This is a genomic window from Pseudomonas sp. UBA6699, assembly GCF_002454615.1.
Lineage (GTDB): Bacteria > Pseudomonadota > Gammaproteobacteria > Pseudomonadales > Pseudomonadaceae > Aquipseudomonas > Aquipseudomonas juntendi.
In genome coordinates, this window is the sequence record NZ_DKJF01000043.1 from 45,544 (window position 1) to 67,437 (window position 21,894).

Sequence of the window (21,894 nt, forward strand, 5' to 3'; positions counted from 1 at the left end):
CTGCTCCGAGGTCCGGGATGGTAATCCTCGCAGGCCAAGGTTGCCAGCATCAGTTTTGCCCTTCAGACGCGGTCCCGCACCCGGTACCAGGCCTTGGCGGCGGCCTCCAGCGGTGCCGCCAGCAGGTTACCGCCGGGGAAGTGGCCATTGTCGATGCCTTGGTACAGCGTCAGCAGGTCGTCATCGCCAAGGATGGCGTCGCTGACTGCCCGTGCCGCTGCCAGGGTCGGCAGCACGCCGTGGCCGGAGAAACCCTGCAGCCAGTAGCGTTGGTCCGCGCGGCCGACGTCCGGGGTGCGCTGGATGCTGCAGTCGATGTGGCCGCCCCAGGCATAATCGATGGCCACCCCGGCCAGTTGCGGGAACACACGCTCCAGGTGTGGGCGGGTGGCGCTGGCGACATCCTTGGGAATACCGCCCAGGTAGGTGCAGCCGCCGCCGAACAGCAGGCGGCGGTCCGGGGTCAGGCGGAAGTAGTCGGGGACGAACTGGTTGTCGATCACGCAGCTGTTGCGCGGCAGCAGCGAGCGGGCGAGGTCGGCGTCCAGCGGTGCCGTGGCTACCTGATAGGAACCAACCGGCAACAGGCGGCGCGCCAGGCCGCGGTCGAGGCGGTCGATATAGGCGTTGCAGGCCAGCACCAGCACGTCGCAGCGTACTTCGCCTTGCTCGGTACGGGCGACGTAGCCGCTGCCGGCCTGCTGGTAGTCGAGCACCTGGCTCTGCTCGTAGATGCCCCCGCCAGCGGCCTCGATGGTGCTGGCCAGGCCCTGGGCCAGCTTCAGCGGGTTGAGGTGAGCACCTTTGGCGTCGTACAGCGCGGCTTGGTAGCGTGAGCTGTGGATCCATTGCGGCAGCTCGTCGCGACCGATCAGGCGCAGGGCGTCGTAGCCCCATTTGTGCTCGGCGTCGTGCAGGGCTTCTGCGAGTATCTTCACACGGCGCGGCAGCACGGCGGTCCACAGGCTGCCCTGCCGGTAATCGATGTCGAAGCCATGGCGTTCGGGCAGTTCGCGCATTTCGTCGGCGGCCCAGCACATGCTGGTCCACAGCCGCCGGGTGCGTTCGACGCCCAGGGCCTTTTCCAGCGGCGCCATATCGCAGGACCAGCCCAGTAGCGCCTGGCCACCGTTGCGACCGGACGCGGCCCAGGCCACGCGGCTGGCTTCCAGCAGCGTCACGCGCTTGCCTGCCTGGGTCAGGCGCAGGGCGGTGTGCAGGCCGCTGAAACCGGCGCCGATGATCAGCACCTCGGTGTCGTGGCGACCTTGCAGGGTAGGGCGCAGAGGGATGCTGGTGGGGTAGGTCTGGGCGTAGTAGCTGGCGACGTGCTGAGCGGATTGCTTGAACATGCGTGGGCCTTATGAAATTTATTATGATTATTTTCATGAAAATCTAGCATCGTATTTTCATGAAGCCAACCTGTTCGTTTTTCCACCGTGGTTGGATATATGATCGGATGCCGCTTTGCGGCCCTTGCGCGACACAAGGCCCTATCATGAAAACACCATGCGCCGCCTGCCTTCATTGACTGCCTTGCGCACCTTCGAGTGTGCTGCCCGCCACGGCCACTTCGGCCGCGCCGCCGCCGAATTGTGTGTCACCGACAGCGCTGTCAGTCACCAGATTCGCCAACTCGAGGAGCAACTCGGTGTTGTCCTGTTCGGGCGTGTCGGCCGCCAGGTACGCCCCAGTGCCGAAGCCGGGCGCCTGCTGCATCACCTGCAACAAGCCTTCGAACTGATCGGCAAGGCCTGCGACGAACTGCGTGACCCTGGCTCCCAGGCGGTGTTGCGGGTGGCGGTGACCGCTGAATTGGCACAAAAATGGCTGGTGACGCGCCTGGCTGACTTCAGCAGCCGTTACCCGCACATCACTTTGCACCTGCACGATCAGCCGATCGATGCCGGCGCTCCGGCACTGGATGTCGACCTGGCCATCACTTACGGTACCAGCGCCCTGGACGCCAGCACGCACTTCGTCCGGCCCTTGCCGCTGCTGCAGTTCTTCCCGGTGTGCAGCCCGGGGCTGTTCAACCAGGGCGGCCTCAAGCGCCCGCGCGATCTGGTGCGCCACTGCCTGCTGCATGATGACCAGGACGGCCGCACCTGGACCACCTGGTTGGCCACCCACGCCGAAGACGCCTTGCCCATCCGCCAGTTGTATTTCCCCCATGCCGCCCTGGCCCTGGAGGCCGCATCGCTGGGGCAAGGCATTGCGATGGGGGACAACCTGACCTGTCAGGCTGATTTGCAGAGCGGCCGGCTGGTACGTCCGTTCAGTGCCAGTGTGACGGCACAGGGGCAGTACGCGCTGGTGTGCGAGCGGCTGCGCCTGGAACGGGCGCCGGTGGCCGAATTCATCGACTGGTTCATTGAACAGCTGGGTGACAGTTGAATTGAATTCAGCTATCGCTGAGTTTTCATCGTTGGATGCCCAGCGCGGGGCGGCGTAGCGTGCAGTCATCGCTCACCGACACGAGGTTGATCCATGGCACGTTCGCTCACCACCACCCCCAAAGCCGATGGTTTCCGCTTGCCTGGCGAATTCGAGCGCAAGGCGCGATGCTGGCTCGGTTGGCCCGAGCGCCCGGACGTATGGCGCAATGGTGCCAAGCCTGCGCAGAAAGTCTGGGTCGATATCGTCAGCGCAATCGCGTCCAGTGAGCCCGTCACGGTCTGCGCCTCTGCTGCCCAGTACGCCAACGCCCGGCGCATGCTGCCGCCGCAGGTGCGGGTGGTGGAAATGACCTGCAACGACACCTGGTTTCGCGACAGCGGTGCTTGCTTCATGGTCAACGACAGCAGCGGTGAGGTGCGCGGCGTCGACTTCGAGTTCAACGCCTACGGTGGGCTCGACGGTGGCCTCTACTACCCGTGGGACAAGGACGACCAGATCGCCCAGAAAATGCTCGAAATCGAAGGCCTGGACCGTTACCGCGCCCCATTGATCGCCGAGCTTGGCGGTATTCAGAGTGACGGCCAGGGCAGCCTGTTGACCACCGAGCAGTGCCTGCTCAACCGTAATCGCAACGCGCACCTGGGCAAAGCCGAGGTCACCCGCCGCCTGGAGGATTACCTGGGCGCGGACCAGGTGATCTGGTTGCCCCGTGGCTGCAAGTTCGACGAGACCGATGGCCATGTCGACGACCTGGCGTGCTTCGTGCGCCCAGGCGAAGTGGTGCTGCAGTGGACCGATAACCGCGATGACCCGCAGTGGGAGATCTATCAGGAGGCCTACGACATCCTGCGCAGCACCCGCGATGCCCGCGGTCGAGAGCTGAAGGTGCACAAGCTGCCCCAGCCCGATGTATTGCAGTGGACTGCCGAGGAGGCGGCAGGCCTGGACCAGGTCGAAGGGACTCACCTGCGCGAGGCCGGGACCCGCATCTGCGCGTCGTACATCAACTACTACGCCGGCAACTCGGCTATCGTCGTGCCGTTGTTCGGTGACCGCAACGACAGCGTCGCCCAGGCGACCCTTGCCGAACTGTTCCCCGAGCACCGCATCATCGGCATCGACAACTCCCGCGAAATCCTGCTCGGTGGCGGCAACGTCGCCTGCATCACCATGCCGCAATACGCCGGAGGCCGCCGCTGATGAAACTGACCACGCTGGCGGCTGCGGTCGCCCTGGGCTGCACGGCATCGGTGGCCCTGGCGGCCGACGCACAACAGCCCAGCGTCAATCTGTATATCTGGGGCGAATACCTCGCCCCGGATACCCTGCGCAATTTCGAGAAGGAAACCGGCATCCGGGTGGTCGCCGACCATTTCGACTCGCTGGAAACCGCTGAGACCAAGCTGCTGACCGGGGGTAGCGGGTACGATGTTGTGCTCAGTGCCGGCCAGCACCTGAGCCGCGCGATCGCCAGCGGCGCCTTGGAGCCGCTGGACAAAGCCAAGTTGCCGCACCTGGCGGGTATCGGCGAGGAATTTCGCCAGCACATGGCTGTGTTCGACCCAGGCAACCGCTACGCCGGGACCTATGCCTGGGGCACCACCGGCGTGGGTTACCAGCAGCAGGCCGTGACCATGCGCATGGCCGACGCACCGCTGGGCAGTTGGGCTATGCTGTTCGACCCGCAAGTGGTGGCGAAATTCGCCGACTGCGGGGTAAGCCTGCTCAACGACCCCAATGAAGTGTTCGCCGCGGTGATGCGCTACATGGGCCTGGACATCAACCAGCAGCGCCTTGAAGATCTGAAGGCGGCAGAAGCGCAGTTGCGCAAGGTCCGCCCGTACATTCGTTACTTCGACAACGATCGCAACATCAACGACCTGGCCAATGGCGAAACCTGCGTGGCGATGTCGTGGAACGGCAATGTGGCTATCGCCCAAGGGCAGGCGCAGCAGGCGGGCAAGGCGTTCGTGCTGGATTACAGCATTCCGCAGGAAGGCACGTTGATCTGGCTCGATGCGCTGGTGGTGCCCAAGGATGCGCCGCATCCCGAGGCGGCCTGGAAGCTGATGGACTACCTGATGCGCCCGGAAGTGATCGCGCCGATTACCGATACCATTCACTACGCCAATGCGATCACCGCGGCTGATGGCCTGGTGGATGCAGATATTCGCAATGCCCCGGGAATCTACCCACCGGCTGAGGTGAGGGCGCGGTTGTATAGCAAGAATGACAATGGCAAGGCATTCAACCGCGAGCTCACCCGGGCGTTCAGCCGGTTGAAAAGCGGTACCTGATGGGTGATTTGCAGTGACCGTACTCGCCTCTTCGCGATTGAACCCGCTTCCACAGGTGAGAGCTGCTTAAGCCGCGAAGAGGCCGGTACTTGCAATGCACAAGTGTCAGGTTGCCGCCTTCCTCCGAGGCTGACGCGGCTTGCCAGCCGCCGGCTTGCTCCCAGTCGGTTTGCTTTTTCCAGCACCGCTACGCCGCTTCTTCTTCCACGGCGGCGCCGCCCCGGCTGCCGGCCCGCTGATGGTCATGCGCATACCCTGGCAACGCTCCACCAACTTGCCCATCCATGCCGACTGCCGGGCGACGAAGTCTTCCAGGCTCATCTCGCCACTCTGCACCATGTCCAGGGCCTGTTCCCAGATGGCCGTCGTGCCTGGGTCCGCGATGGCACGGGGCACGGCGTCGATCAGGCTGAACGCGGCAGGCGTGGCCGACAATGCCTTGCCGTTCTTCACCAGGTAGCCGCGGTCTAGCAGCCCCTGGATGATGCTCGCCCGAGTGGCCTCGGTGCCGATGCCGGTGGTTTCCTTGAGCTTTTGTTTCAGCCGCGGGTCGTCCACCAGCTTGGCGACGTTCTTCATTGCCTTGATCAGGTCGCCTTCGGTGAAGGGCTTGGGTGGCTGGGTCCACAGGTCTTTGAGTTGCAGGCCTTGCACGCTGCAGTCCTGGCCTTCGCGTAATGCTGGCAGCACCTGGGCGGGGGGCGCCTCGCGGCCTTTGCCCGGGGTCAGGGCTTCGGGCAGGGCGCGGCGCCAGCCGGGCTCGACGATCTGCTTGCCCACCGCGCGCAGGGCATGGCCCGCGCAGTCGAAGTCGGCCTGGGTGCGGTCGAACTCGTGGTTGGGCAGGAACTGCGCCAGGTAGCGGGCGCGGATCAGGGTGTACACCGCCTTGTACTTGGCTGGCAGGCGCGCCGGGTCGCTGGCAGCGGCAGTGGGGATGATGCCGTGGTGGGCACTGACCTTGGCGTCGTTCCAGGCCCGCGAGCGGCGTTGCGGCTCGAGGTAGGGCTGCAGGGGCGCCAGGCTGGCATCGGCCCGTTGCAGCGCGGCGAGGATGGCTGCTGCCTCGGCGTGCTGGCTTTGCGGCAGATAGCCACAGTCGCTGCGCGGGTAGGTGATCAGCTTGTGGGTTTCGTACAGCGCCTGGGCGATGTCGAGGGTTTCCTGGGCGCCGAGGCCGAATTTTTTCGAGCACAGCTCTTGCAGGGTACCGAGATCGAAGGGCAATGGTGCTGCTTCGCGCACACGCTCGGTGGCCACCTTCATGGCCGTTGCGGTGGCGGCCTGGCCGATATCGGCAGCCGCTCGTTGCGCCAGTGCCTGGTTCAGGCAGCGCCCCTGGTCGTCACAGGCGTCTTCCGGCGCCCGCCATTGCGCGTTGAAACCCTGGCCGGCGTGTTCCAGTTGCACGTCGATAGCCCAGAACGGCACCGGCACGAAGTTCGCGATGCTGCGGTCGCGGTCAACCACCAGGCGCAGGGTGGGCGTTTGCACCCGGCCCACGGGCAGCACGCCCTGGTAGCCGGATTGCCGGCCCAGCAGGGTAAATAGCCGGCTCATGTTCATGCCGATCAGCCAGTCGGCGCGGGAACGGCCCAGCGCCGAGTGGTACAGGTTGAAGGTTTCGTGGCCGGGCAGCAGGCGCGCCAGGGCCTTGCGGATGGAGGCGTCGTCCAGCGCCGACAGCCACAGGCGCTGCACCGGGCCACGGTAGCGACAATGTTCGACCAGTTCGCGGGCGATCATTTCCCCTTCACGGTCGGCGTCGGTGGCAATTACCAGCTCGCGCGCTTCGCCAAGCAGGCGCTTGACCGCCTTGAACTGGCTGGCGGTCTTGGGTTTGACCAGCATCTTCCATTTGTCTGGAATGATCGGCAGGTCGGCCAGGTTCCAGCGCTTGTAGCGTTCGTCGTAGCTGTCGGGCGGGGCGGTTTCCAGCAGGTGGCCGATGCACCAAGTTACGCAGACGTTGGTGCCTTGCCAGCAGCCGTCGCCCTTGCGGGTGGCGCCGAGCACTTTGGCGATGTCTTTTGCCTGGGAGGGTTTTTCGCAGAGGAACAGGCGCATGGCCGGGAACGCTTCATCGAGGAATGATGAGCACTAGGATGCGCAAGCAGGGGCGCGGAGGCAAGTTTTATCTGGATGGATGTACAGCTTTTTGTGAGTGAGCATGTCACCTGCCTTTACCGGCCTCTTCGCGGGTTTCCCGCGAAGAGGCCGGTAAAAGCTATGGGTCAGGGGCGCGAGTCGCGCACCATGTCTACGTGCGGGATGCCGGCTTCGAGGAACTCTTCGCTGACTACGCGGAAGCCCAGCCGCTCGTAGAACGGCGTGGCGTGGACCTGGGCGCTGAGCATCTGCTGCTTCAGGTCACGGTTCTGCGCTTCGACGATCACCGCATTCATCAGTGCGTCACCCACCTTCAGCCCACGCCAGTCCTTCAATACCGAGACCCGGCCGATGGTGCCATCGGGCAGCAGGCGGGCGGTGCCGATCGGATAGTCCCCTTCCAGGGCCAGGAAGTGCACGGCGGTCGGATCTTCCGAGTCCCATTCCAGCTCCGGCGGCACGTGCTGTTCGGCGATGAACACCGCTTCACGGATACGGCGGATGTCGGCGTTGTCCTTGTGCCAGTCGGCGAGGCGCACACGAATCTTATTCATTGGCGAATCCCAGGCTTCCTTGTTTCACCAGTTGCTGTACCAGCATAAGGCCATCTCCATCCTGCAGCCATTCGCCGAGGTTGTCGATGTGCAGTGCGTCGGCCGCGCACACCAGTTTCAGCAGCTCGCGCAGCTTGCCAGGCAATGGGCAGCTGCGGCCGCTGGCGAACAGCAGCAGGTCGTCTTCGAATTCCGACCAGGCCAGGCGGGCACTCGGGTTGCGGATCAGGATGGCGCCTTGCTCCAGCGCATCGACCAGCTCCTCTTCGCTCAGCTCTTCACCGACGATCTGTTCCGGGTAGCGCGGTTCGGTCATGAACTGGCCAAACCAGGTCAGCAGCAGGTCTTTGTCGTTCATGTGCTTGTCGAGCAGCGCCTTGAGGCGGTCGAGGGCGTCATGCTGGATCTGGTGCGGGTCGCTGGCAGGCTGGGCGTCGGCGTCGCTGTAGCGTTCTTCGTCGGGCAGGAACTGGCCGAGGAAGTCGGTGAAGTGGGTGAGTACTTCGGCGGCGCTAGGGGCACGGAAGCCAACCGAGTAGGTCAGGCACTCGTCCACGGCAACGCCGTAGTGGGCCAGGCGTGGTGGCAGGTACAGCATGTCACCTGGCTCCAGGGTCCATTCTTCGCCCTGCTCGAACTCGGCCAGGATACGCAGGTCGGCATGCTCCAGCAGCGCACTGTCGCTGCTGCACACCTGGCCGACCTTCCAGTTGCGCTGGCCGTGGCCCTGCAACAGGAACACGTCGTAGTTATCGAAGTGCGGGCCAACGCTGCCACCAGGGGCAGCGAAGCTGATCATCACATCATCGATGCGCCAGCTGGGCAGGAAGCGGAAGTTCTCCAGCAGCTCGGCGACTTCCGGAACGAACTGGTCGACGGCCTGTACCAGCAGGGTCCAGTCTTTTTCCGGCAGCTCGGCGAAGGTCTCTTCGGTGAACGGGCCACGGCGCAGTTCCCACGGGTGGGCGCCATGCTCCAGCACGATACGCGACTCGACTTCTTCCTCCAGGGCCAGGCCAGCCAGCTCGTCGGGGTCGATTGGGCTGATGAAGTCCGGGAAGGCCTGGCGCACCAGCAGCGGCTTTTTCTGCCAGTAGTCGCGCATGAATTCGCGGGCCGAGATGCCGCCGAGCAGCTGCAGTGGAGTATCAGGATTCATGTTCAACCTATTGAAAAAACGTAATTTTCGTACGGGAATAAAAACGCCCGGCCAGGCCGGGCGTTGTATGCGGCGGTCTGCTTAGACGCGTTTGGCCTGGGCTGCCGCGTTACCGATGTAGGTAGCAGGGGTCAGCAGCTTGAGCTCGGCCTTGGCTTCGGCTGGCATGTCCAGGCCGTCGATGAAGGTCAGCAGCGCTTGTGGGGTGATGCCCTTGCCACGGGTCAGCTCTTTGAGCTTTTCGTAGGGGTTTTCGATGTTGAAGCGGCGCATCACGGTCTGGATCGGTTCGGCCAGCACTTCCCAGCAGGCGTCCAGGTCGGCGGCGATGCGGGCTTCGTTCACTTCCAGCTTGCCGATGCCTTTGAGGCTGGCTTCGTAGGCAATGACGCTGTGGGCGAAGCCCACGCCCAGGTTGCGCAGCACGGTGGAGTCGGTCAGGTCACGCTGCCAGCGCGAGATTGGCAGTTTGCTGGCCAGGTGCTGGAACAGGGCGTTGGCGATACCCAGGTTGCCTTCGGAGTTTTCGAAGTCGATCGGGTTGACCTTGTGCGGCATGGTCGAAGAGCCGATTTCGCCGGCGACGGTCTTCTGCTTGAAGTAGCCCAGCGAAATGTAACCCCATACGTCACGGTCGAAGTCGATCAGGATGGTGTTGAAGCGGGCGATGGCGTCGAACAGTTCGGCGATGTAGTCGTGCGGCTCGATCTGGGTGGTGTACGGGTTGAACTGCAGGCCCAGCTCGTCTTCGATGAAGGCGCGGGCGTTGGCCTCCCAGTCGATCTGCGAGTAGGCCGACAGGTGGGCGTTGTAGTTGCCCACGGCGCCGTTGATCTTGCCCAGCAGCGGTACGGCGGCAACCTGGGCGATCTGGCGCTCCAGGCGGTACACGACGTTGGCCAGTTCCTTGCCCAGGGTGGTCGGCGAAGCCGGCTGGCCGTGGGTGCGCGACAGCATCGGCACGTCGGCGTGGGCGTGGGCGAGGGTACGAATGGCCTCGGCGATCTGGCGCATCAGCGGCAGCAGCACGTCGTCACGGCCAGCGCGCAGCATCAGGGCGTGGGACAGGTTGTTGATGTCCTCGCTGGTGCAGGCGAAGTGGATGAACTCGCTGACCTTGGCCAACTCAGGCAACTGGGCGGCCTGCTCCTTGAGCAGGTATTCGATCGCCTTGACGTCGTGGTTGGTGGTGCGCTCGATTTCCTTGACGCGCTCGGCGTGCTCAAGCTTGAAATCGCTGGCAAGGGTGTCCAGCAGTGCGTTGGCCTCGGCGGAGAACGCCGGCACTTCGCCAATTTGCGGGTGGGCGGCCAGGCGCTGCAACCAGCGCACTTCGACCAGGGCGCGGAAACGGATCAGGCCGAATTCGCTGAAGATGGGGCGCAAGGCCTGGGTTTTGCCGGCGTAACGGCCGTCTACAGGGGAAACCGCAGTGAGCGAAGAAAGCTGCATGGGGTGTTCTCGGACAGTCAGGCTTTTGGAAGGGCGCGTATCATACATGAAAAAGGCAGGCGGCGAGCTTCAAGCTGCAAGTAGCAAGTAAAAGCCGACGTGCTGCTTCTGCTTGCTGCTTGTAGCTTAGAGCTTGCAGCTTACCCTCGCATCATGTCGTACAGCTCGTTCAACAGTTTGCGCCGGCTGAACACCAGTTGCCAGCGGTGCCCGCCCAGCTGGCGCCACAGGCGCGCGGCGCGAATGCCGGCGAGCAGCAGGGCGCGGATTTTCGAGGCGTTGCTGGCCTGCTGCAGGAAGCGCATGTCGCCGTGTACCTGGATGCGCTGGCGCAGGGTGCTCAAGGTGTCCTGGTACAAGGCTCCGCTGGAAGCGATGACATTTTCGTGAACCAGGCCGAAATGATCGGCCTGCGACTGGATTTGTGGCAGGCGGTTGCCGATGGTGTCGAGCAGGTCGCCACGCTTGTTCAACTGGCGCTCCAGGCCCAGCATCGACAGGGCGTAGCGCAGGGGCTCGCGCTGCAGGCTGCTGGGGTCGCGCTCCAGGGCGCCGACCAGCGCGCGATAGCCATCGCGCAGGTTCAGGTCGTCGCCGCCGAACACTTCCAGGGTGTCTTTGGGGTCGCGTACCAGCAAGCTGCCCAGCATGCAGCCGATGTTGGCCTCGCTGGCCTGGCCGGTGCGGGCGATGCGGTCAACCAGCACGGCTGCCTGGAAGACGCCGCCCAGGGCAATCAATTGCTCGCGCAGTGTGCTCATGCCCGCGGGCTCCACGGCTCGGCCGCCTCGATCACGCCGCCACCCAGGCACACCTCGCCATCATAGAACACCACCGACTGGCCCGGCGTCACGGCGCGCTGGGGCTCGTCGAACACGGCGCGGTAGCCGCCGTCGGTCAGCGCCAGGGTGCAGCGCTGGTCGCTCTGCCGGTAGCGTACCTTGGCGGTGAGCTGGCGCGGGCTGCTCAGGTCTACCGGGTTGACCCAGAAGATTTCCGACGCGAGCAGGGCGCGGGAGAACAACCATGGGTGTTCGTTGCCCTGGCCGACCACCAGCACGTTGCGGGTCAGGTCTTTGTGCAGCACGTACCAGGGCTCGTCACCGGCGTCCTTCAGGCCGCCGATACCCAGGCCCTGGCGCTGGCCGATGGTGTGGTACATCAGGCCATGGTGGCGGCCGATCACCTCGCCTTCGGTGGTTTCGATATTACCTGGCTGGGCGGGCAGGTACTGCTTGAGGAAGTCGCTGAAGCGGCGTTCACCAATGAAGCAGATGCCGGTGGAGTCCTTTTTCTTGGCAGTGGCCAGGCCGTGTTTTTCGGCAATGGCGCGGACCTCGGGTTTTTCCAGTTCGCCCACCGGGAACAGCGTGCGGGCGATTTCCTTGCCGCCAACGGCGTGCAGGAAATAGCTCTGGTCCTTGTTCGGGTCCAGGCCTTTGAGCAGTTCGGTAACGGCGCCGGTGTCGCGGCGGCGTACATAGTGGCCGGTGGCAATCAGGTCTGCACCCAGCGACAGGGCATAGTCGAGGAACGCCTTGAACTTGATTTCGCGGTTGCAGAGGATGTCCGGGTTGGGCGTACGGCCGGCCTTGTACTCTTCGAGGAAGTGCTCGAACACGTTGTCCCAGTACTCGGCGGCGAAGTTGGCGGTGTGCAGCTTGATACCGATGCGGTCGCACACGGCCTGGGCGTCGGCCAGGTCTTCACGGGCGGTGCAGTATTCGGTGCCGTCGTCTTCTTCCCAGTTCTTCATGAACAGCCCTTCCACCTGGTAGCCCTGCTCGATGAGCAGAAGGGCGGAGACGGAAGAGTCCACGCCGCCGGACATGCCGACGATGACGCGGGTCTTGGCGGGGTCTTTGAGTGCTGGGCTGGTCATGGGTACCGGTGTGTATCAAGGGGGAAAAACGCCGATTCTATCAAAGCCGCGGCGCTACGTCAGTCGCGCAGCAGCGCAAGGCTGTGCAGCGGGCCTGCAAGGTAGTCGTCCAGGCAGCGCGGCACCAGCTCGCTGCGCCAGCGGGTGGGGTCGGCCAGCAGCTCTTCGCGGGTCAGCCAGACAGCGCGGACGATGTCGCTGTCCAGGGCCAGGTCGGCATGGTGGCGCACGGGGCGGGCGGCAAAGCAGATGCGCTGGTAGGTCACGCCGTTGCTGGGCGCAGTGTACAGGTAGATGCCGACCACGCCGGTGAGCTCGACTTCCCAGGCGGTTTCTTCCAGGGTTTCGCGCAGGGCGGCCTGGGGCAGGGTCTCGTTGGCTTCCAGGTGCCCGGCGGGCTGGTTGAAGACGTGCCGGTCGGCTTTGAATTCTTCGACGAACAGGAATTTGCCGTCCTGCTCGACGATGGTGGCGACGGTGATGTGGGGTTGCCATGACACGGTCGATTCTCTCCCTAAGTAGCAAGTGGCAAGTGGCAAGTGGCAAGTGGCAAGTGGCAAGTGGCAAGTAGCAAGTTGAAGCAATCCGCGTACCGCTTCGACTTGTAGCTTGTAGCTTGTAGCTTGAAACTTACAGCTGAAAAAGCACAAACCCCGGTGCGTGGCCGGGGTTTGTGCTGTTACGTCAAGCGGACCTTACAGGGCGGCGATGGCGCTGTTCAGGGTCTGGCTTGGGCGCATCACCTTGGCGGTCAGCTCGGCATCCGGGGCGTAGTAGCCACCGATGTCGGCTGGCTTGCCCTGAACGGCGTTGAGCTCGGCGACGATGGTCTCCTCGTTCTCGGTCAGGGTCTTGGCCAGTGGGGCGAAGCGTGCCTGCAGGGCGGCGTCGTCGCTCTGTGCAGCCAGGGCCTGGGCCCAGTACAGGGTCAGGTAGAAGTGGCTGCCGCGGTTGTCGATACCGCCGACTTTGCGCGATGGCGACTTGTTGGTGTCGAGGAACTTGCCGGTTGCCTGGTCCAGGGTGCTGGCCAGAACCTTGGCGCGCGGGTTGTCGTAGGTGTTGCCCAGGTGCTCCAGGGAAGCGGCCAGGGCCAGGAATTCACCCAGCGAGTCCCAACGCAGGAAGTTCTCTTCGACCAGCTGCTGCACGTGCTTGGGGGCCGAGCCGCCGGCGCCGGTTTCGAACAGGCCGCCACCACTCATCAGCGGCACGATCGACAGCATCTTGGCGCTGGTGCCCAGTTCCATGATCGGGAACAGGTCGGTCAGGTAGTCGCGCAGTACGTTACCGGTAACCGAGATGGTGTCCTTGCCTTCGCGAATGCGGGCCAGGGAGAACTTGATGGCGTCGACCGGGGCCATGACACGAATGTCCAGGCCGGTGGTGTCGTGATCCTTCAGGTACTTTTGCACCTTCTCGATCATCACGCCGTCGTGGGCACGGGCCGGGTCCAGCCAGAACACCGCTGGGGTGTTGCTCAGGCGGGCACGGTTGACGGCCAGCTTGACCCAGTCCTGGATCGGCGCGTCCTTGGTCTGGCACATGCGGAAGATGTCACCGGCCTCGACGTTCTGCTCCAGAACCACGTTGCCCTTGCTGTCGACCACGCGAACCACGCCGTCGGCCTTGACCTGGAAGGTCTTGTCGTGGGAACCGTACTCTTCGGCTTTCTGCGCCATCAGGCCAACGTTCGGCACGCTGCCCATGGTGGTAGGGTCGAAGGCGCCGTTGGCCTTGCAGTCTTCGATGGTGGCCTGGTAGATGCCGGCGTAGCAACGGTCCGGGATCACTGCCTTGGCGTCTTGCAGCTCGCCAGCGGTGTTCCACATCTTGCCCGAGTCACGGATCATGGCCGGCATCGAGGCGTCGACGATCACGTCGCTCGGTACGTGCAGATTGGTGATGCCCTTGTCGGAGTTGACCATGGCCAGGGCCGGGCGCTGGGCGTACAGGGCCTGGATATCGGCTTCGATCTCGGCCTGCTTGTCAGCTGGCAGGTCCTTGATGCGGGCGTACAGGTCGCCGATGCCGTTGTTGGCGTTGAAGCCCACTTCGGCCAGGGCGGCGGCGTGCTTGGCCAGCACGTCGTTGTAGAACTCTTCGACGATGACGCCGAACATGATCGGGTCGGAGACCTTCATCATGGTGGCTTTCAGGTGTACCGACAGCAGCACGCCGGTGGCCTTGGCGTCGGCGATCTGCTCGGCGATGAAGGCCTTCAGGGCCTTGCGGCTCATGGTTGCGCAGTCGATGACTTCGGCAGCCTTGACCGCGGTCTTTTCCTTCAGCACGGTGGTGCTGCCGTCTTTGCCGACCAGTTCGATACGTACGCTGTCGTCAGCTTCGATCAATGCAGCCTTTTCGCTGCCGTAGAAGTCGCCTTGGGTCATGTGGGCGACGTGCGACTTGGAGTCGGCGGCCCAGGCGCCCATCTTGTGCGGGTGCTTGCGCGCGTAGTTCTTGACCGACAGCGGTGCGCGGCGGTCGGAGTTGCCTTCACGCAGGACCGGGTTCACGGCCGAACCTTTGATGCGGTCGTAGCGGGCGCGGGATTCTTTCTCTTGCTCGGTGGCCGGCTCGTCGGCGTAGTCAGGGATGTTGTAGCCCTTGCCTTGCAGCTCCTTGATCGCGGCTTTGAGCTGCGGTACCGAGGCGCTGATGTTCGGCAGCTTGATGATGTTGGCTTCGGGGGTGGTAGCCAGCTGGCCCAGTTCCGCCAGGTGATCGCCTACTTGCTTCTCTGCGCCCAGTTGCTCCGGGAAGGCGGCAAGGATACGGCCAGCCAGGGAGATGTCGCGAGTTTCGACAGCGATGTCAGCCGAAGCGGTGAACGCTTCGATGATCGGCAGCAGCGAGTAGGTGGCGAGGGCAGGGGCTTCGTCGGTGAAGGTATAGATGATCTTGGAACGGGTGGGCATGCGGGTTAACTCTCTGTGTGCTGAGCGTGCTCGAGTCTCGTGGTGCGCAGGGTAAGGCGCATCGCCCTGGCAAGCCATGAGCGGAAAGTCGAGAAGCTGCGAGCGGTGATGGTGGATGCATCAGTCGAGCGTCAAGTGCTGAACTGCGGTAACAGCCCAGGCTTTGGCAGCCAGGCGGAAAAGGCCCGGCTTTTCGGCCGATCACGGCCCAGGGCGGTCCGCATTTTCCTGGGATTCGCCCCGATGACCCAACGGTCGCGGCGGAGTATACCAAACCATTTGGCCTAATCAGCAAGGCCAAGTGATATCGGCCCATTTATAAGACCAAAGACTGAGGGGCAATGTGGCGTAATGCCGCAGTGCTGGCGAGGTGTTCTGCGCGGGCGCGCCCGCGCCCCCGCCGTCAGCTTGCAGGTCGGCAGATGTGGTTTAGGCTCATTGCTACGCTTGATGTCCAACCCACACCCGATAGCGGAGTAGTGCAAGCATGGCATACCAGAAAATCAAGGTTCCGACCGACGGCGCCAAGATCACCGTCAATGCAGACCATTCGCTCAACGTGCCCGACCAGCCGATCATTCCCTACATCGAAGGCGACGGGATCGGCGTTGACGTCTCACCGGTGATGATCAAGGTGGTCGATGCCGCTGTGCAGAAAGCCTATGGCGGCAAGCGCAAGATCGCCTGGATGGAGGTGTACGCCGGCGAAAAGGCCACCCAGGTCTACGACCAGGACACCTGGCTGCCGCAGGAAACCCTCGACGCCGTGCGTGAGTATGTGGTGTCGATCAAGGGCCCGCTGACTACCCCGGTGGGTGGCGGCATCCGTTCGCTGAACGTGGCTTTGCGCCAGCAGCTGGACCTGTATGTGTGCCTGCGCCCTGTGCTGTGGTTCCAGGGCGTGCCAAGCCCGGTGAAAAAACCGGGGGATGTCGACATGGTGATCTTCCGGGAAAACTCCGAAGACATCTATGCCGGCATCGAATGGAAGGCCGGTTCGCCGGAAGCAGACAAGGTGATCAAGTTCCTCAAGGAGGAAATGGGCGTTACCAAGATCCGTTTCGACCAGGACTGCGGCATTGGTATCAAGCCGGTTTCCCGCGAAGGGACCAAGCGTCTGGTACGCAAAGCCCTGCAATATGTGGTGGATAACGACCGCGAGTCGCTGACGCTGGTGCACAAGGGCAACATCATGAAGTTCACCGAAGGTGCCTTCAAGGACTGGGGCTACGAAGTGGCGCGTGACGAGTTCGGTGCCGAGTTGCTCGACGGCGGGCCGTGGATGAAGTTCAACAACCCCAAGACCGGCCGCGAAGTCATCGTCAAGGACGCGATTGCCGACGCCATGCTCCAGCAGATCCTGCTACGCCCGGCCGAGTACGATGTCATCGCCACGCTCAACCTCAATGGCGACTATTTGTCTGACGCCCTGGCGGCGGAGGTGGGCGGCATCGGTATCGCCCCGGGGGCCAACCTGTCCGACACCGTGGCCATGTTCGAGGCTACCCACGGCACGGCGCCCAAGTATGCCGGGCAGGACAAGGTCAACCCGGGTTCGGTGATTCTTTCGGCAGAAATGATGCTGCGCCACATGGGCTGGACCGAGGCCGCCGACCTGATCATCAAAGGCACCAATGGCGCGATTGCGGCCAAGACCGTGACTTACGACTTCGAGCGCCTGATGGACGGTGCCACGCTGGTGGGAAGTTCGGGCTTCGGCGATGCCATGATCAAACATATGTAAGCGAATGTGAAACGGCCGCTTCTGGTAAAGAAGCGGCCTTTCTTATCGTTTACCGCTGGCAGGGCAGTCGGTCAGGCGTCGGCCGTGCTGCCCACGGGCTGTGCACTGGCCGGCGCGGGCGCAGCCGTGGATGCACTTCTGATGTTGACGGCATGTAAACCTTTCGGGCCTTGGATGACATCGAAGGTCACGGCTTGGCCGGCCTTGAGCGTCTTGTACCCGTCCATCTGGATGGCTGAATAATGAGCGAACAAGTCGTCGTTCTTGCCCTCTTCATTGACGAATCCATAGCCCTTGGCATTGTTGAACCACTTGACTTTACCGCTTGCCATCCCTATGTCCCTCTGCAAAGGACTCCATCACTGGAGTATCATCCACTTCATCCGCATACGAACCTTGCGAAAAAATCTGGTTGACTGCGCGGATCTTTATCGACCACGGTGGGTTCCTATTGGTTGTAACACCGTTTTGCCGATAGTCAAGGTCATGCAGCGGCTGCACCAATGGCCGTTCGCAGGGTCAACCCACAACCTTAACCTGTCGATGTGATGAAATTCTTTCCATGCATGCACACAGCCAGATTCGACTAACATTCAATCAGGATCGTCCTCAATCGAATGAGGACGATGGCTCCGGTCTGGCGGTTCAGGAAGCCAAGCCGATCCTGCAGGCGCCACCGATGTACAAGGTGGTTTTGTTCAACGATGACTACACACCGATGGATTTCGTCGTCGAAGTGCTCGAGACGTTCTTCAGTCTGAACCGCGAGCTGGCGACCAAGATCATGCTGACCGTCCATACCGAGGGGCGGGCAGTGTGCGGATTGTTTACCCGTGACATCGCCGAAACGAAGGCTATGCAGGTCAACCAATACGCCAGGGAAAGCCAGCATCCGCTACTCTGTGAAATCGAGAAGGACGGTTAATCGCCGACCACTTGGGTATGAGGTGAAGCTATGTTAAACCGCGAGCTCGAAGTCACCCTCAATCTTGCCTTCAAGGAGGCCCGTTCGAAGCGTCATGAATTCATGACCGTCGAACATCTGCTGCTGGCACTCCTGGACAATGAGGCTGCCGCGACCGTTCTGCGCGCCTGTGGCGCCAATCTCGACAAGCTCAAGCACGACCTGCAAGAGTTCATCGATTCGACCACGCCGCTGATTCCTGTCAACGATGAAGACAGGGAAACCCAGCCAACCCTGGGCTTCCAGCGTGTGCTGCAACGCGCCGTGTTCCACGTACAAAGCTCTGGCAAGCGTGAAGTGACCGGCGCCAACGTACTGGTGGCGATCTTCAGCGAACAGGAAAGCCAGGCCGTGTTCCTGCTCAAGCAGCAAAGCGTGGCCCGCATCGATGTGGTCAACTACATCGCCCATGGCATCTCCAAGGTGCCGGGGCATGGCTCGCAATCCGAGAGCGACCAGGACATGCAGGACGAAGAGGGTGGTGAAACCTCTTCTTCCAGCAACCCGCTGGACGCCTATGCCAGCAACCTCAACGAGCTGGCGCGTGCTGGCCGCATCGACCCGCTGGTTGGCCGCGAGCAGGAAGTGGAGCGCGTTGCGCAGATCCTTGCCCGCCGCCGCAAGAACAACCCGCTGCTGGTGGGTGAGGCCGGGGTGGGCAAAACGGCGATTGCCGAAGGGCTGGCCAAGCGTATTGTCGATGGCCAGGTGCCTGACCTGCTGGCACAGAGCGTGGTGTACTCGCTCGACCTGGGCGCGCTGCTGGCCGGTACCAAGTACCGCGGCGACTTCGAGAAGCGCTTCAAGGCGCTGCTTGGCGAGCTGCGCAAGCGGCCTCAGGCCATTCTGTTCATCGATGAGATCCACACCATCATCGGTGCCGGTGCGGCGTCGGGTGGGGTAATGGATGCGTCCAACCTGCTCAAGCCGCTGTTGTCTTCGGGTGAAATCCGCTGCATCGGCTCCACGACCTTCCAGGAATTTCGTGGCATCTTCGAGAAGGACCGTGCCTTGGCGCGGCGCTTCCAGAAGGTAGACGTCAGCGAACCCTCGGTTGAAGACACCGTGGGCATCCTGCGTGGCCTGAAAGGGCGGTTCGAAAGCCACCACAATATCGAGTACAGCGACGAAGCCCTGCGCGCCGCCGCCGAGCTGGCCTCGCGCTACATCAATGACCGGCACATGCCGGACAAGGCCATCGACGTGATCGACGAGGCTGGCGCCTACCAGCGCCTGCAGCCGGAAGCCAGCCGCGTCAAGCGCATCGACGTGCCGCAGGTGGAGGATATCGTCGCCAAGATTGCGCGAATTCCCCCGAAGCATGTCAGCAGCTCCGACAAGGAACTGCTGCGTAACCTGGAGCGCGACCTGAAGCTGACCGTCTTCGGTCAGGACCAGGCCATCGATTCGCTGTCCACGGCCATCAAGCTGTCGCGTGCCGGCCTCAAGGCACCTGACAAGCCAGTGGGTTCGTTCCTGTTTGCCGGCCCTACCGGCGTCGGCAAGACCGAAGCGGCCCGGCAATTGGCCAAGGCGCTGGGTGTGGAGCTGGTGCGCTTCGATATGTCCGAGTACATGGAGCGCCATACCGTTTCGCGCTTGATCGGTGCACCGCCCGGCTATGTCGGGTTCGACCAGGGTGGTCTGCTGACCGAGGCGATTACCAAGCAGCCGCACTGCGTGTTGCTGCTCGACGAAATCGAGAAGGCGCACCCGGAAGTCTTCAACCTGCTGCTGCAGGTGATGGACCACGGTACCCTTACCGACAACAACGGGCGCAAGGCCGACTTCCGTAACGTGATCCTGATCATGACCACCAACGCCGGCGCGGAAACCGCGTCGCGGGCCTCGATCGGCTTCACCCATCAGGACCATGCGTCCGATGCGATGGAAGTGATCCGCAAGAGCTTTACGCCAGAGTTCCGCAACCGCCTGGATACCATCATCCAGTTTGGCCGCCTGAGCACCGAAACCATCAAGAGCATCGTCGACAAGTTCCTTATCGAACTGCAGGCGCAACTCGAAGACAAGCGCGTGCTGCTTGAGGTCAGCGACGAGGCCCGCGGCTGGCTGGCGGCCTCGGGGTATGACGCGCAGATGGGCGCGCGGCCGATGGCGCGGTTGATTCAGGACAAGATCAAGCGGCCGTTGGCCGAGGAGATCCTGTTCGGTGAGTTGGCCGAGCATGGCGGTGTGGTGCACGTCGACTTGCGCGATGGCGAGTTGGTGTTCGACTTCGAGACCACGGCTGAAGTAGCGTGATACATGGGGCTGCCACGCAGCCCCTTACAAACTTGAAGCCATGAAAAAGCCCGGCACTTGGCCGGGCTTTTTCATGGCTGGAGCTTAGCGCGCACGGTAGGTGATGCGGCCCTTGCTCAGGTCATAAGGCGTCAGCTCGACGCGGACCTTGTCGCCAGTGAGAATACGGATGTAGTTTTTGCGCATCTTTCCGGAGATGTGCGCGGTTACGACGTGCCCGTTTTCCAACTCCACGCGGAACATGGTGTTGGGCAGGGTGTCGACGACAGTACCTTCCATTTCGAAGCTGTCTTCTTTCGACATGCAGTTGAGCCCTCGGTGTCCAGTGTTGGCCCGACGCATATCCGCACCGGGCAAAAAAGTGGCGTGGATTATGCCGGAAAACTGTGTGTCAAGCCAATGCTTTCAGTTGAGGGTGACCCAGCGCTGGTTTATCAACAATTCGATGGGCCGATACTGTGTCTTGTAGTTCATCTTCTTGCAGTTCTTGATCCAGTAGCCCAGGTACACCGCCTCCAGATCCTTGCGCAGGGCTTCGCCGATCTGCCAGAGAATGGCGAAACGGCCCAGGCTGCGGCGCTCCTCGTCGGGCTCGTAGAAGGTGTAGACCGCTGACAGGCCATTGGGCAGCACGTCGCACACGGCCACTGCCATCAGCCGGCCGGCCAGGCGAAATTCGTAGAACCAGCAGAAGGGCAGGTCCCGCACCAGGAAGGTGGAAAACTGGTCGCGGCTGGGTGGGTACATGTCACCGTCGGCATGGCGGGTTTCGATATAACGCCGGTACAGCTCGAAGTACTCTTCCTTGAACGCCGGGCGCGCTGCGCTCACGGTGAGGTCGGCATTGCGCTTGAGAATGCGCCGCTGCTGGCGGTTGGGAATGAAGCGGGCCGCGGGAATGCGCGCCGGTACGCAGGCGTTGCAGTTCTGGCAGTGGGGGCGATACAAGTGGTCGCCACTGCGGCGAAAACCCATGTCCGACAAGTCGGCATAGACGTTCACGTCCATCGGCTGGCTGGGGTCGAGGAACAGCGTGGTTGCCTGCTCGTCGGGCAGGTAACTGCAGGAGTGGGGTTGAGTGGCATAGAACTTCAACCGCGCCAACTCTGTCATGATCAACCCCTCGGTGAGACTTTGTTCTAAGTGTAAGCCAGCCAGGGAAAACCGCCTAGGCAACCACCCAGGTCGCGCTGTTGGGCTGGTCGAGGTGGCGGGCCAGGTAGCGGGCGAACTCGGCGCGGCTGATGGCATGGGCGCCGAGGCTGTGCAGGTGGTTGGTGGGCATCTGGCAATCGATCAGTACGAAGCCGGCCTGGCGCAGGTGCTCGACCAGGGTCACGAAACCGACCTTGGAGGCGTTGTCGGCGCGGCTGAACATCGATTCGCCGAAGAACAACTGGCCCATGGCCAGGCCGTACAGGCCGCCGACCAGTTCGCCGTGCTGGCGTACTTCGACCGAGTGGGCAATGCCGCGACGGTGCAGTTCGCAGTAGGCGTTGCGCATGGTATCGGTGATCCAGGTGCCGTCGGCGTAATCGCGGGGGGCGGCGCAGGCGTCGATGACCGCCGGGAAGTCGCTGTCGAAACTGACCTGGTAGCGCCCCTGGCGCATCAGCTTGGCCAGCGAGCGCGATACGTGAAGCTGGTCGGGCAGCAACACCGTGCGCGGGTCGGGTGACCACCACAGGATCGGCTGGCCGTCCTGGTACCAGGGGAAGCAGCCATGGCGGTAGGCCTGCACCAGCCGTTCGGGGCTCAGGTCGCCGCCGGCGGCGAGCAGGCCGTTGGGTTCGTGCAGGGCCTTTTCCAGGGGCGGGAAGGTCAGCGAGTCGCGGGTCAGCCAGGTGAGCATGGTCTATCGTGCGGTGGGGGAGGGGAGCGGGCAGCATGGCGTGCGCGCCCGGCAGGGTCAATGGCTGAGCGCCGGCAGCGGCGGCCAGGGCCGGCACGGCCGCGGAATTCGGGCAATTTCCTGCACATTGATGAAACCACAGGCACCATCCGCTACATTTGCTGTCATACCTGTGCAAAAACACAGCATAAGCCTTTGTCACGAAAGAAAATGCGTGCTCAAATTGCAGGCATGTGAGAGTCGCCCCCGCTTGAGCGCCATATGGCGCGCCGTCATGGCAGTGGGCGGGCAGTAATGT

19 protein-coding genes are annotated in these 21,894 nt (G+C 62.9%); 6 read left to right on the forward strand and 13 right to left on the reverse strand.

Features of this window, described 5'->3' with window-relative positions:
* Window positions 1–62 precede the first annotated feature (62 nt).
* On the reverse strand, window positions 63–1,352 hold the full coding sequence (locus B3361_RS08130) for an NAD(P)/FAD-dependent oxidoreductase (RefSeq protein ID WP_054904226.1): 1,290 nt from the start codon (window positions 1,350–1,352) through the stop codon (window positions 63–65).
* A gap of 157 nt (window positions 1,353–1,509) precedes the next feature.
* On the opposite strand from B3361_RS08130, the gene B3361_RS08135 reads away from it, so the two are divergent.
* The 3 genes from B3361_RS08135 (at window position 1,510) to B3361_RS08145 (ending at window position 4,697) form a co-directional block, all read left to right on the forward strand.
* Entirely contained in the window at window positions 1,510–2,397 is an 888-nt protein-coding gene (locus B3361_RS08135; protein ID WP_054904225.1) for a LysR substrate-binding domain-containing protein, read from the forward strand.
* Between the two features lie 93 nt (window positions 2,398–2,490).
* On the forward strand, window positions 2,491–3,600 hold the full coding sequence (aguA, locus tag B3361_RS08140; RefSeq protein ID WP_054904224.1) for an agmatine deiminase: 1,110 nt from the start codon (window positions 2,491–2,493) through the stop codon (window positions 3,598–3,600).
* Window positions 3,600–4,697, forward strand: coding sequence for an extracellular solute-binding protein (locus tag B3361_RS08145; RefSeq protein ID WP_054904223.1), 1,098 nt, complete (start codon window positions 3,600–3,602; stop codon window positions 4,695–4,697). The genes aguA and B3361_RS08145 overlap by 1 nt, the downstream gene beginning before the upstream one ends.
* Before the next feature lie 105 nt (window positions 4,698–4,802).
* Here B3361_RS08145 and B3361_RS08150 read toward each other — a convergent pair whose 3' ends face one another.
* From B3361_RS08150 to B3361_RS08185, 8 genes are all read right to left on the reverse strand, one after another.
* Window positions 4,803–6,764 carry a DNA topoisomerase III gene (locus tag B3361_RS08150; protein ID WP_054904222.1) on the reverse strand — a complete coding sequence of 654 codons (1,962 nt, stop codon included), beginning with the start codon at window positions 6,762–6,764 and terminating at the stop codon, window positions 4,803–4,805.
* Between the two features lie 167 nt (window positions 6,765–6,931).
* A complete protein-coding gene (locus tag B3361_RS08155) occupies window positions 6,932–7,360 on the reverse strand; it encodes a GNAT family N-acetyltransferase (protein WP_009683126.1) in 429 nt (142 codons plus the stop codon).
* Window positions 7,353–8,519, reverse strand: a complete 1,167-nt coding sequence (locus B3361_RS08160; protein ID WP_054904221.1) for a cupin domain-containing protein — start codon at window positions 8,517–8,519, stop codon at window positions 7,353–7,355. Before B3361_RS08160 ends, B3361_RS08155 begins: the two co-directional genes overlap by 8 nt.
* An 81-nt stretch (window positions 8,520–8,600) precedes the next feature.
* The gene (gene purB / locus B3361_RS08165) at window positions 8,601–9,971 is read right to left on the reverse strand and encodes an adenylosuccinate lyase (protein WP_154211427.1); all 1,371 of its coding nucleotides are present in this window, start codon (window positions 9,969–9,971) and stop codon (window positions 8,601–8,603) included.
* Between the two features lie 140 nt (window positions 9,972–10,111).
* Window positions 10,112–10,732 carry a high frequency lysogenization protein HflD gene (gene hflD / locus B3361_RS08170; RefSeq protein WP_029887825.1) on the reverse strand — a complete coding sequence of 207 codons (621 nt, stop codon included), beginning with the start codon at window positions 10,730–10,732 and terminating at the stop codon, window positions 10,112–10,114.
* Window positions 10,729–11,853: a tRNA 2-thiouridine(34) synthase MnmA gene (gene mnmA, locus B3361_RS08175; protein ID WP_029887826.1), complete on the reverse strand. Its 1,125-nt coding sequence runs from the start codon at window positions 11,851–11,853 to the stop codon at window positions 10,729–10,731. Before mnmA ends, hflD begins: the two co-directional genes overlap by 4 nt.
* A gap of 59 nt (window positions 11,854–11,912) precedes the next feature.
* Entirely contained in the window at window positions 11,913–12,353 is a 441-nt protein-coding gene (locus tag B3361_RS08180) for an NUDIX hydrolase (protein ID WP_054904219.1), read from the reverse strand.
* A gap of 195 nt (window positions 12,354–12,548) precedes the next feature.
* The gene (locus tag B3361_RS08185; RefSeq protein ID WP_054904218.1) at window positions 12,549–14,774 is read right to left on the reverse strand and encodes an NADP-dependent isocitrate dehydrogenase; all 2,226 of its coding nucleotides are present in this window, start codon (window positions 14,772–14,774) and stop codon (window positions 12,549–12,551) included.
* A gap of 487 nt (window positions 14,775–15,261) precedes the next feature.
* Here B3361_RS08185 and icd point away from each other — a divergent pair, with 487 nt between their 5' ends.
* A complete protein-coding gene (gene icd / locus B3361_RS08190) occupies window positions 15,262–16,518 on the forward strand; it encodes an NADP-dependent isocitrate dehydrogenase (RefSeq protein ID WP_054904217.1) in 1,257 nt (418 codons plus the stop codon).
* Window positions 16,519–16,589: 71 nt separating this feature from the next.
* On the opposite strand, the gene cspD is transcribed toward icd, so the two are convergent.
* Entirely contained in the window at window positions 16,590–16,850 is a 261-nt protein-coding gene (cspD, locus tag B3361_RS08195) for a cold shock domain-containing protein CspD (protein WP_054904216.1), read from the reverse strand.
* 230 nt (window positions 16,851–17,080) lie between these two features.
* Here cspD and clpS point away from each other — a divergent pair, with 230 nt between their 5' ends.
* Complete coding sequence (clpS, locus tag B3361_RS08200; protein ID WP_009683116.1) at window positions 17,081–17,443, forward strand: ATP-dependent Clp protease adapter ClpS; 363 nt, start codon at window positions 17,081–17,083, stop codon at window positions 17,441–17,443.
* Window positions 17,444–17,473: 30 nt separating this feature from the next.
* A complete protein-coding gene (gene clpA / locus B3361_RS08205) occupies window positions 17,474–19,744 on the forward strand; it encodes an ATP-dependent Clp protease ATP-binding subunit ClpA (protein ID WP_029887829.1) in 2,271 nt (756 codons plus the stop codon).
* Window positions 19,745–19,828: 84 nt separating this feature from the next.
* Here the strand turns inward: clpA and infA are convergent, their stop codons facing one another.
* From infA to aat, 3 genes are all read right to left on the reverse strand, one after another.
* Window positions 19,829–20,047 (reverse strand): translation initiation factor IF-1, encoded by a 219-nt coding sequence (gene infA / locus B3361_RS08210; protein ID WP_002553999.1) that lies wholly within the window; start codon window positions 20,045–20,047, stop codon window positions 19,829–19,831.
* Between the two features lie 102 nt (window positions 20,048–20,149).
* Window positions 20,150–20,857, reverse strand: coding sequence for an arginyltransferase (locus B3361_RS08215; RefSeq protein WP_054904215.1), 708 nt, complete (start codon window positions 20,855–20,857; stop codon window positions 20,150–20,152).
* Window positions 20,858–20,912: 55 nt separating this feature from the next.
* Entirely contained in the window at window positions 20,913–21,596 is a 684-nt protein-coding gene (gene aat / locus B3361_RS08220; protein ID WP_054881605.1) for a leucyl/phenylalanyl-tRNA--protein transferase, read from the reverse strand.
* Window positions 21,597–21,894 lie beyond the last annotated feature (298 nt).

Excerpts from the sequence above, each read along its gene's own strand:
- B3361_RS08130 (WP_054904226.1), bottom strand. The coding sequence starts at position 1,352 with ATGTTCAAGCAATCCGCTCAGCACGTCGCCAGCTACTACGCCCAGACC.
- B3361_RS08135 (WP_054904225.1), top strand. The coding sequence starts at position 1,510 with ATGCGCCGCCTGCCTTCATTGACTGCCTTGCGCACCTTCGAGTGTGCT.
- aguA (WP_054904224.1), top strand. The coding sequence starts at position 2,491 with ATGGCACGTTCGCTCACCACCACCCCCAAAGCCGATGGTTTCCGCTTG.
- B3361_RS08145 (WP_054904223.1), top strand. The coding sequence starts at position 3,600 with ATGAAACTGACCACGCTGGCGGCTGCGGTCGCCCTGGGCTGCACGGCA.
- B3361_RS08150 (WP_054904222.1), bottom strand. The coding sequence starts at position 6,764 with ATGCGCCTGTTCCTCTGCGAAAAACCCTCCCAGGCAAAAGACATCGCC.
- B3361_RS08155 (WP_009683126.1), bottom strand. The coding sequence starts at position 7,360 with ATGAATAAGATTCGTGTGCGCCTCGCCGACTGGCACAAGGACAACGCC.
- B3361_RS08160 (WP_054904221.1), bottom strand. The coding sequence starts at position 8,519 with ATGAATCCTGATACTCCACTGCAGCTGCTCGGCGGCATCTCGGCCCGC.
- purB (WP_154211427.1), bottom strand. The coding sequence starts at position 9,971 with ATGCAGCTTTCTTCGCTCACTGCGGTTTCCCCTGTAGACGGCCGTTAC.
- hflD (WP_029887825.1), bottom strand. The coding sequence starts at position 10,732 with ATGAGCACACTGCGCGAGCAATTGATTGCCCTGGGCGGCGTCTTCCAG.
- mnmA (WP_029887826.1), bottom strand. The coding sequence starts at position 11,853 with ATGACCAGCCCAGCACTCAAAGACCCCGCCAAGACCCGCGTCATCGTC.
- B3361_RS08185 (WP_054904218.1), bottom strand. The coding sequence starts at position 14,774 with ATGCCCACCCGTTCCAAGATCATCTATACCTTCACCGACGAAGCCCCT.
- icd (WP_054904217.1), top strand. The coding sequence starts at position 15,262 with ATGGCATACCAGAAAATCAAGGTTCCGACCGACGGCGCCAAGATCACC.
- cspD (WP_054904216.1), bottom strand. The coding sequence starts at position 16,850 with ATGGCAAGCGGTAAAGTCAAGTGGTTCAACAATGCCAAGGGCTATGGA.
- clpS (WP_009683116.1), top strand. The coding sequence starts at position 17,081 with ATGCATGCACACAGCCAGATTCGACTAACATTCAATCAGGATCGTCCT.
- clpA (WP_029887829.1), top strand. The coding sequence starts at position 17,474 with ATGTTAAACCGCGAGCTCGAAGTCACCCTCAATCTTGCCTTCAAGGAG.
- infA (WP_002553999.1), bottom strand. The coding sequence starts at position 20,047 with ATGTCGAAAGAAGACAGCTTCGAAATGGAAGGTACTGTCGTCGACACC.
- B3361_RS08215 (WP_054904215.1), bottom strand. The coding sequence starts at position 20,857 with ATGACAGAGTTGGCGCGGTTGAAGTTCTATGCCACTCAACCCCACTCC.
- aat (WP_054881605.1), bottom strand. The coding sequence starts at position 21,596 with ATGCTCACCTGGCTGACCCGCGACTCGCTGACCTTCCCGCCCCTGGAA.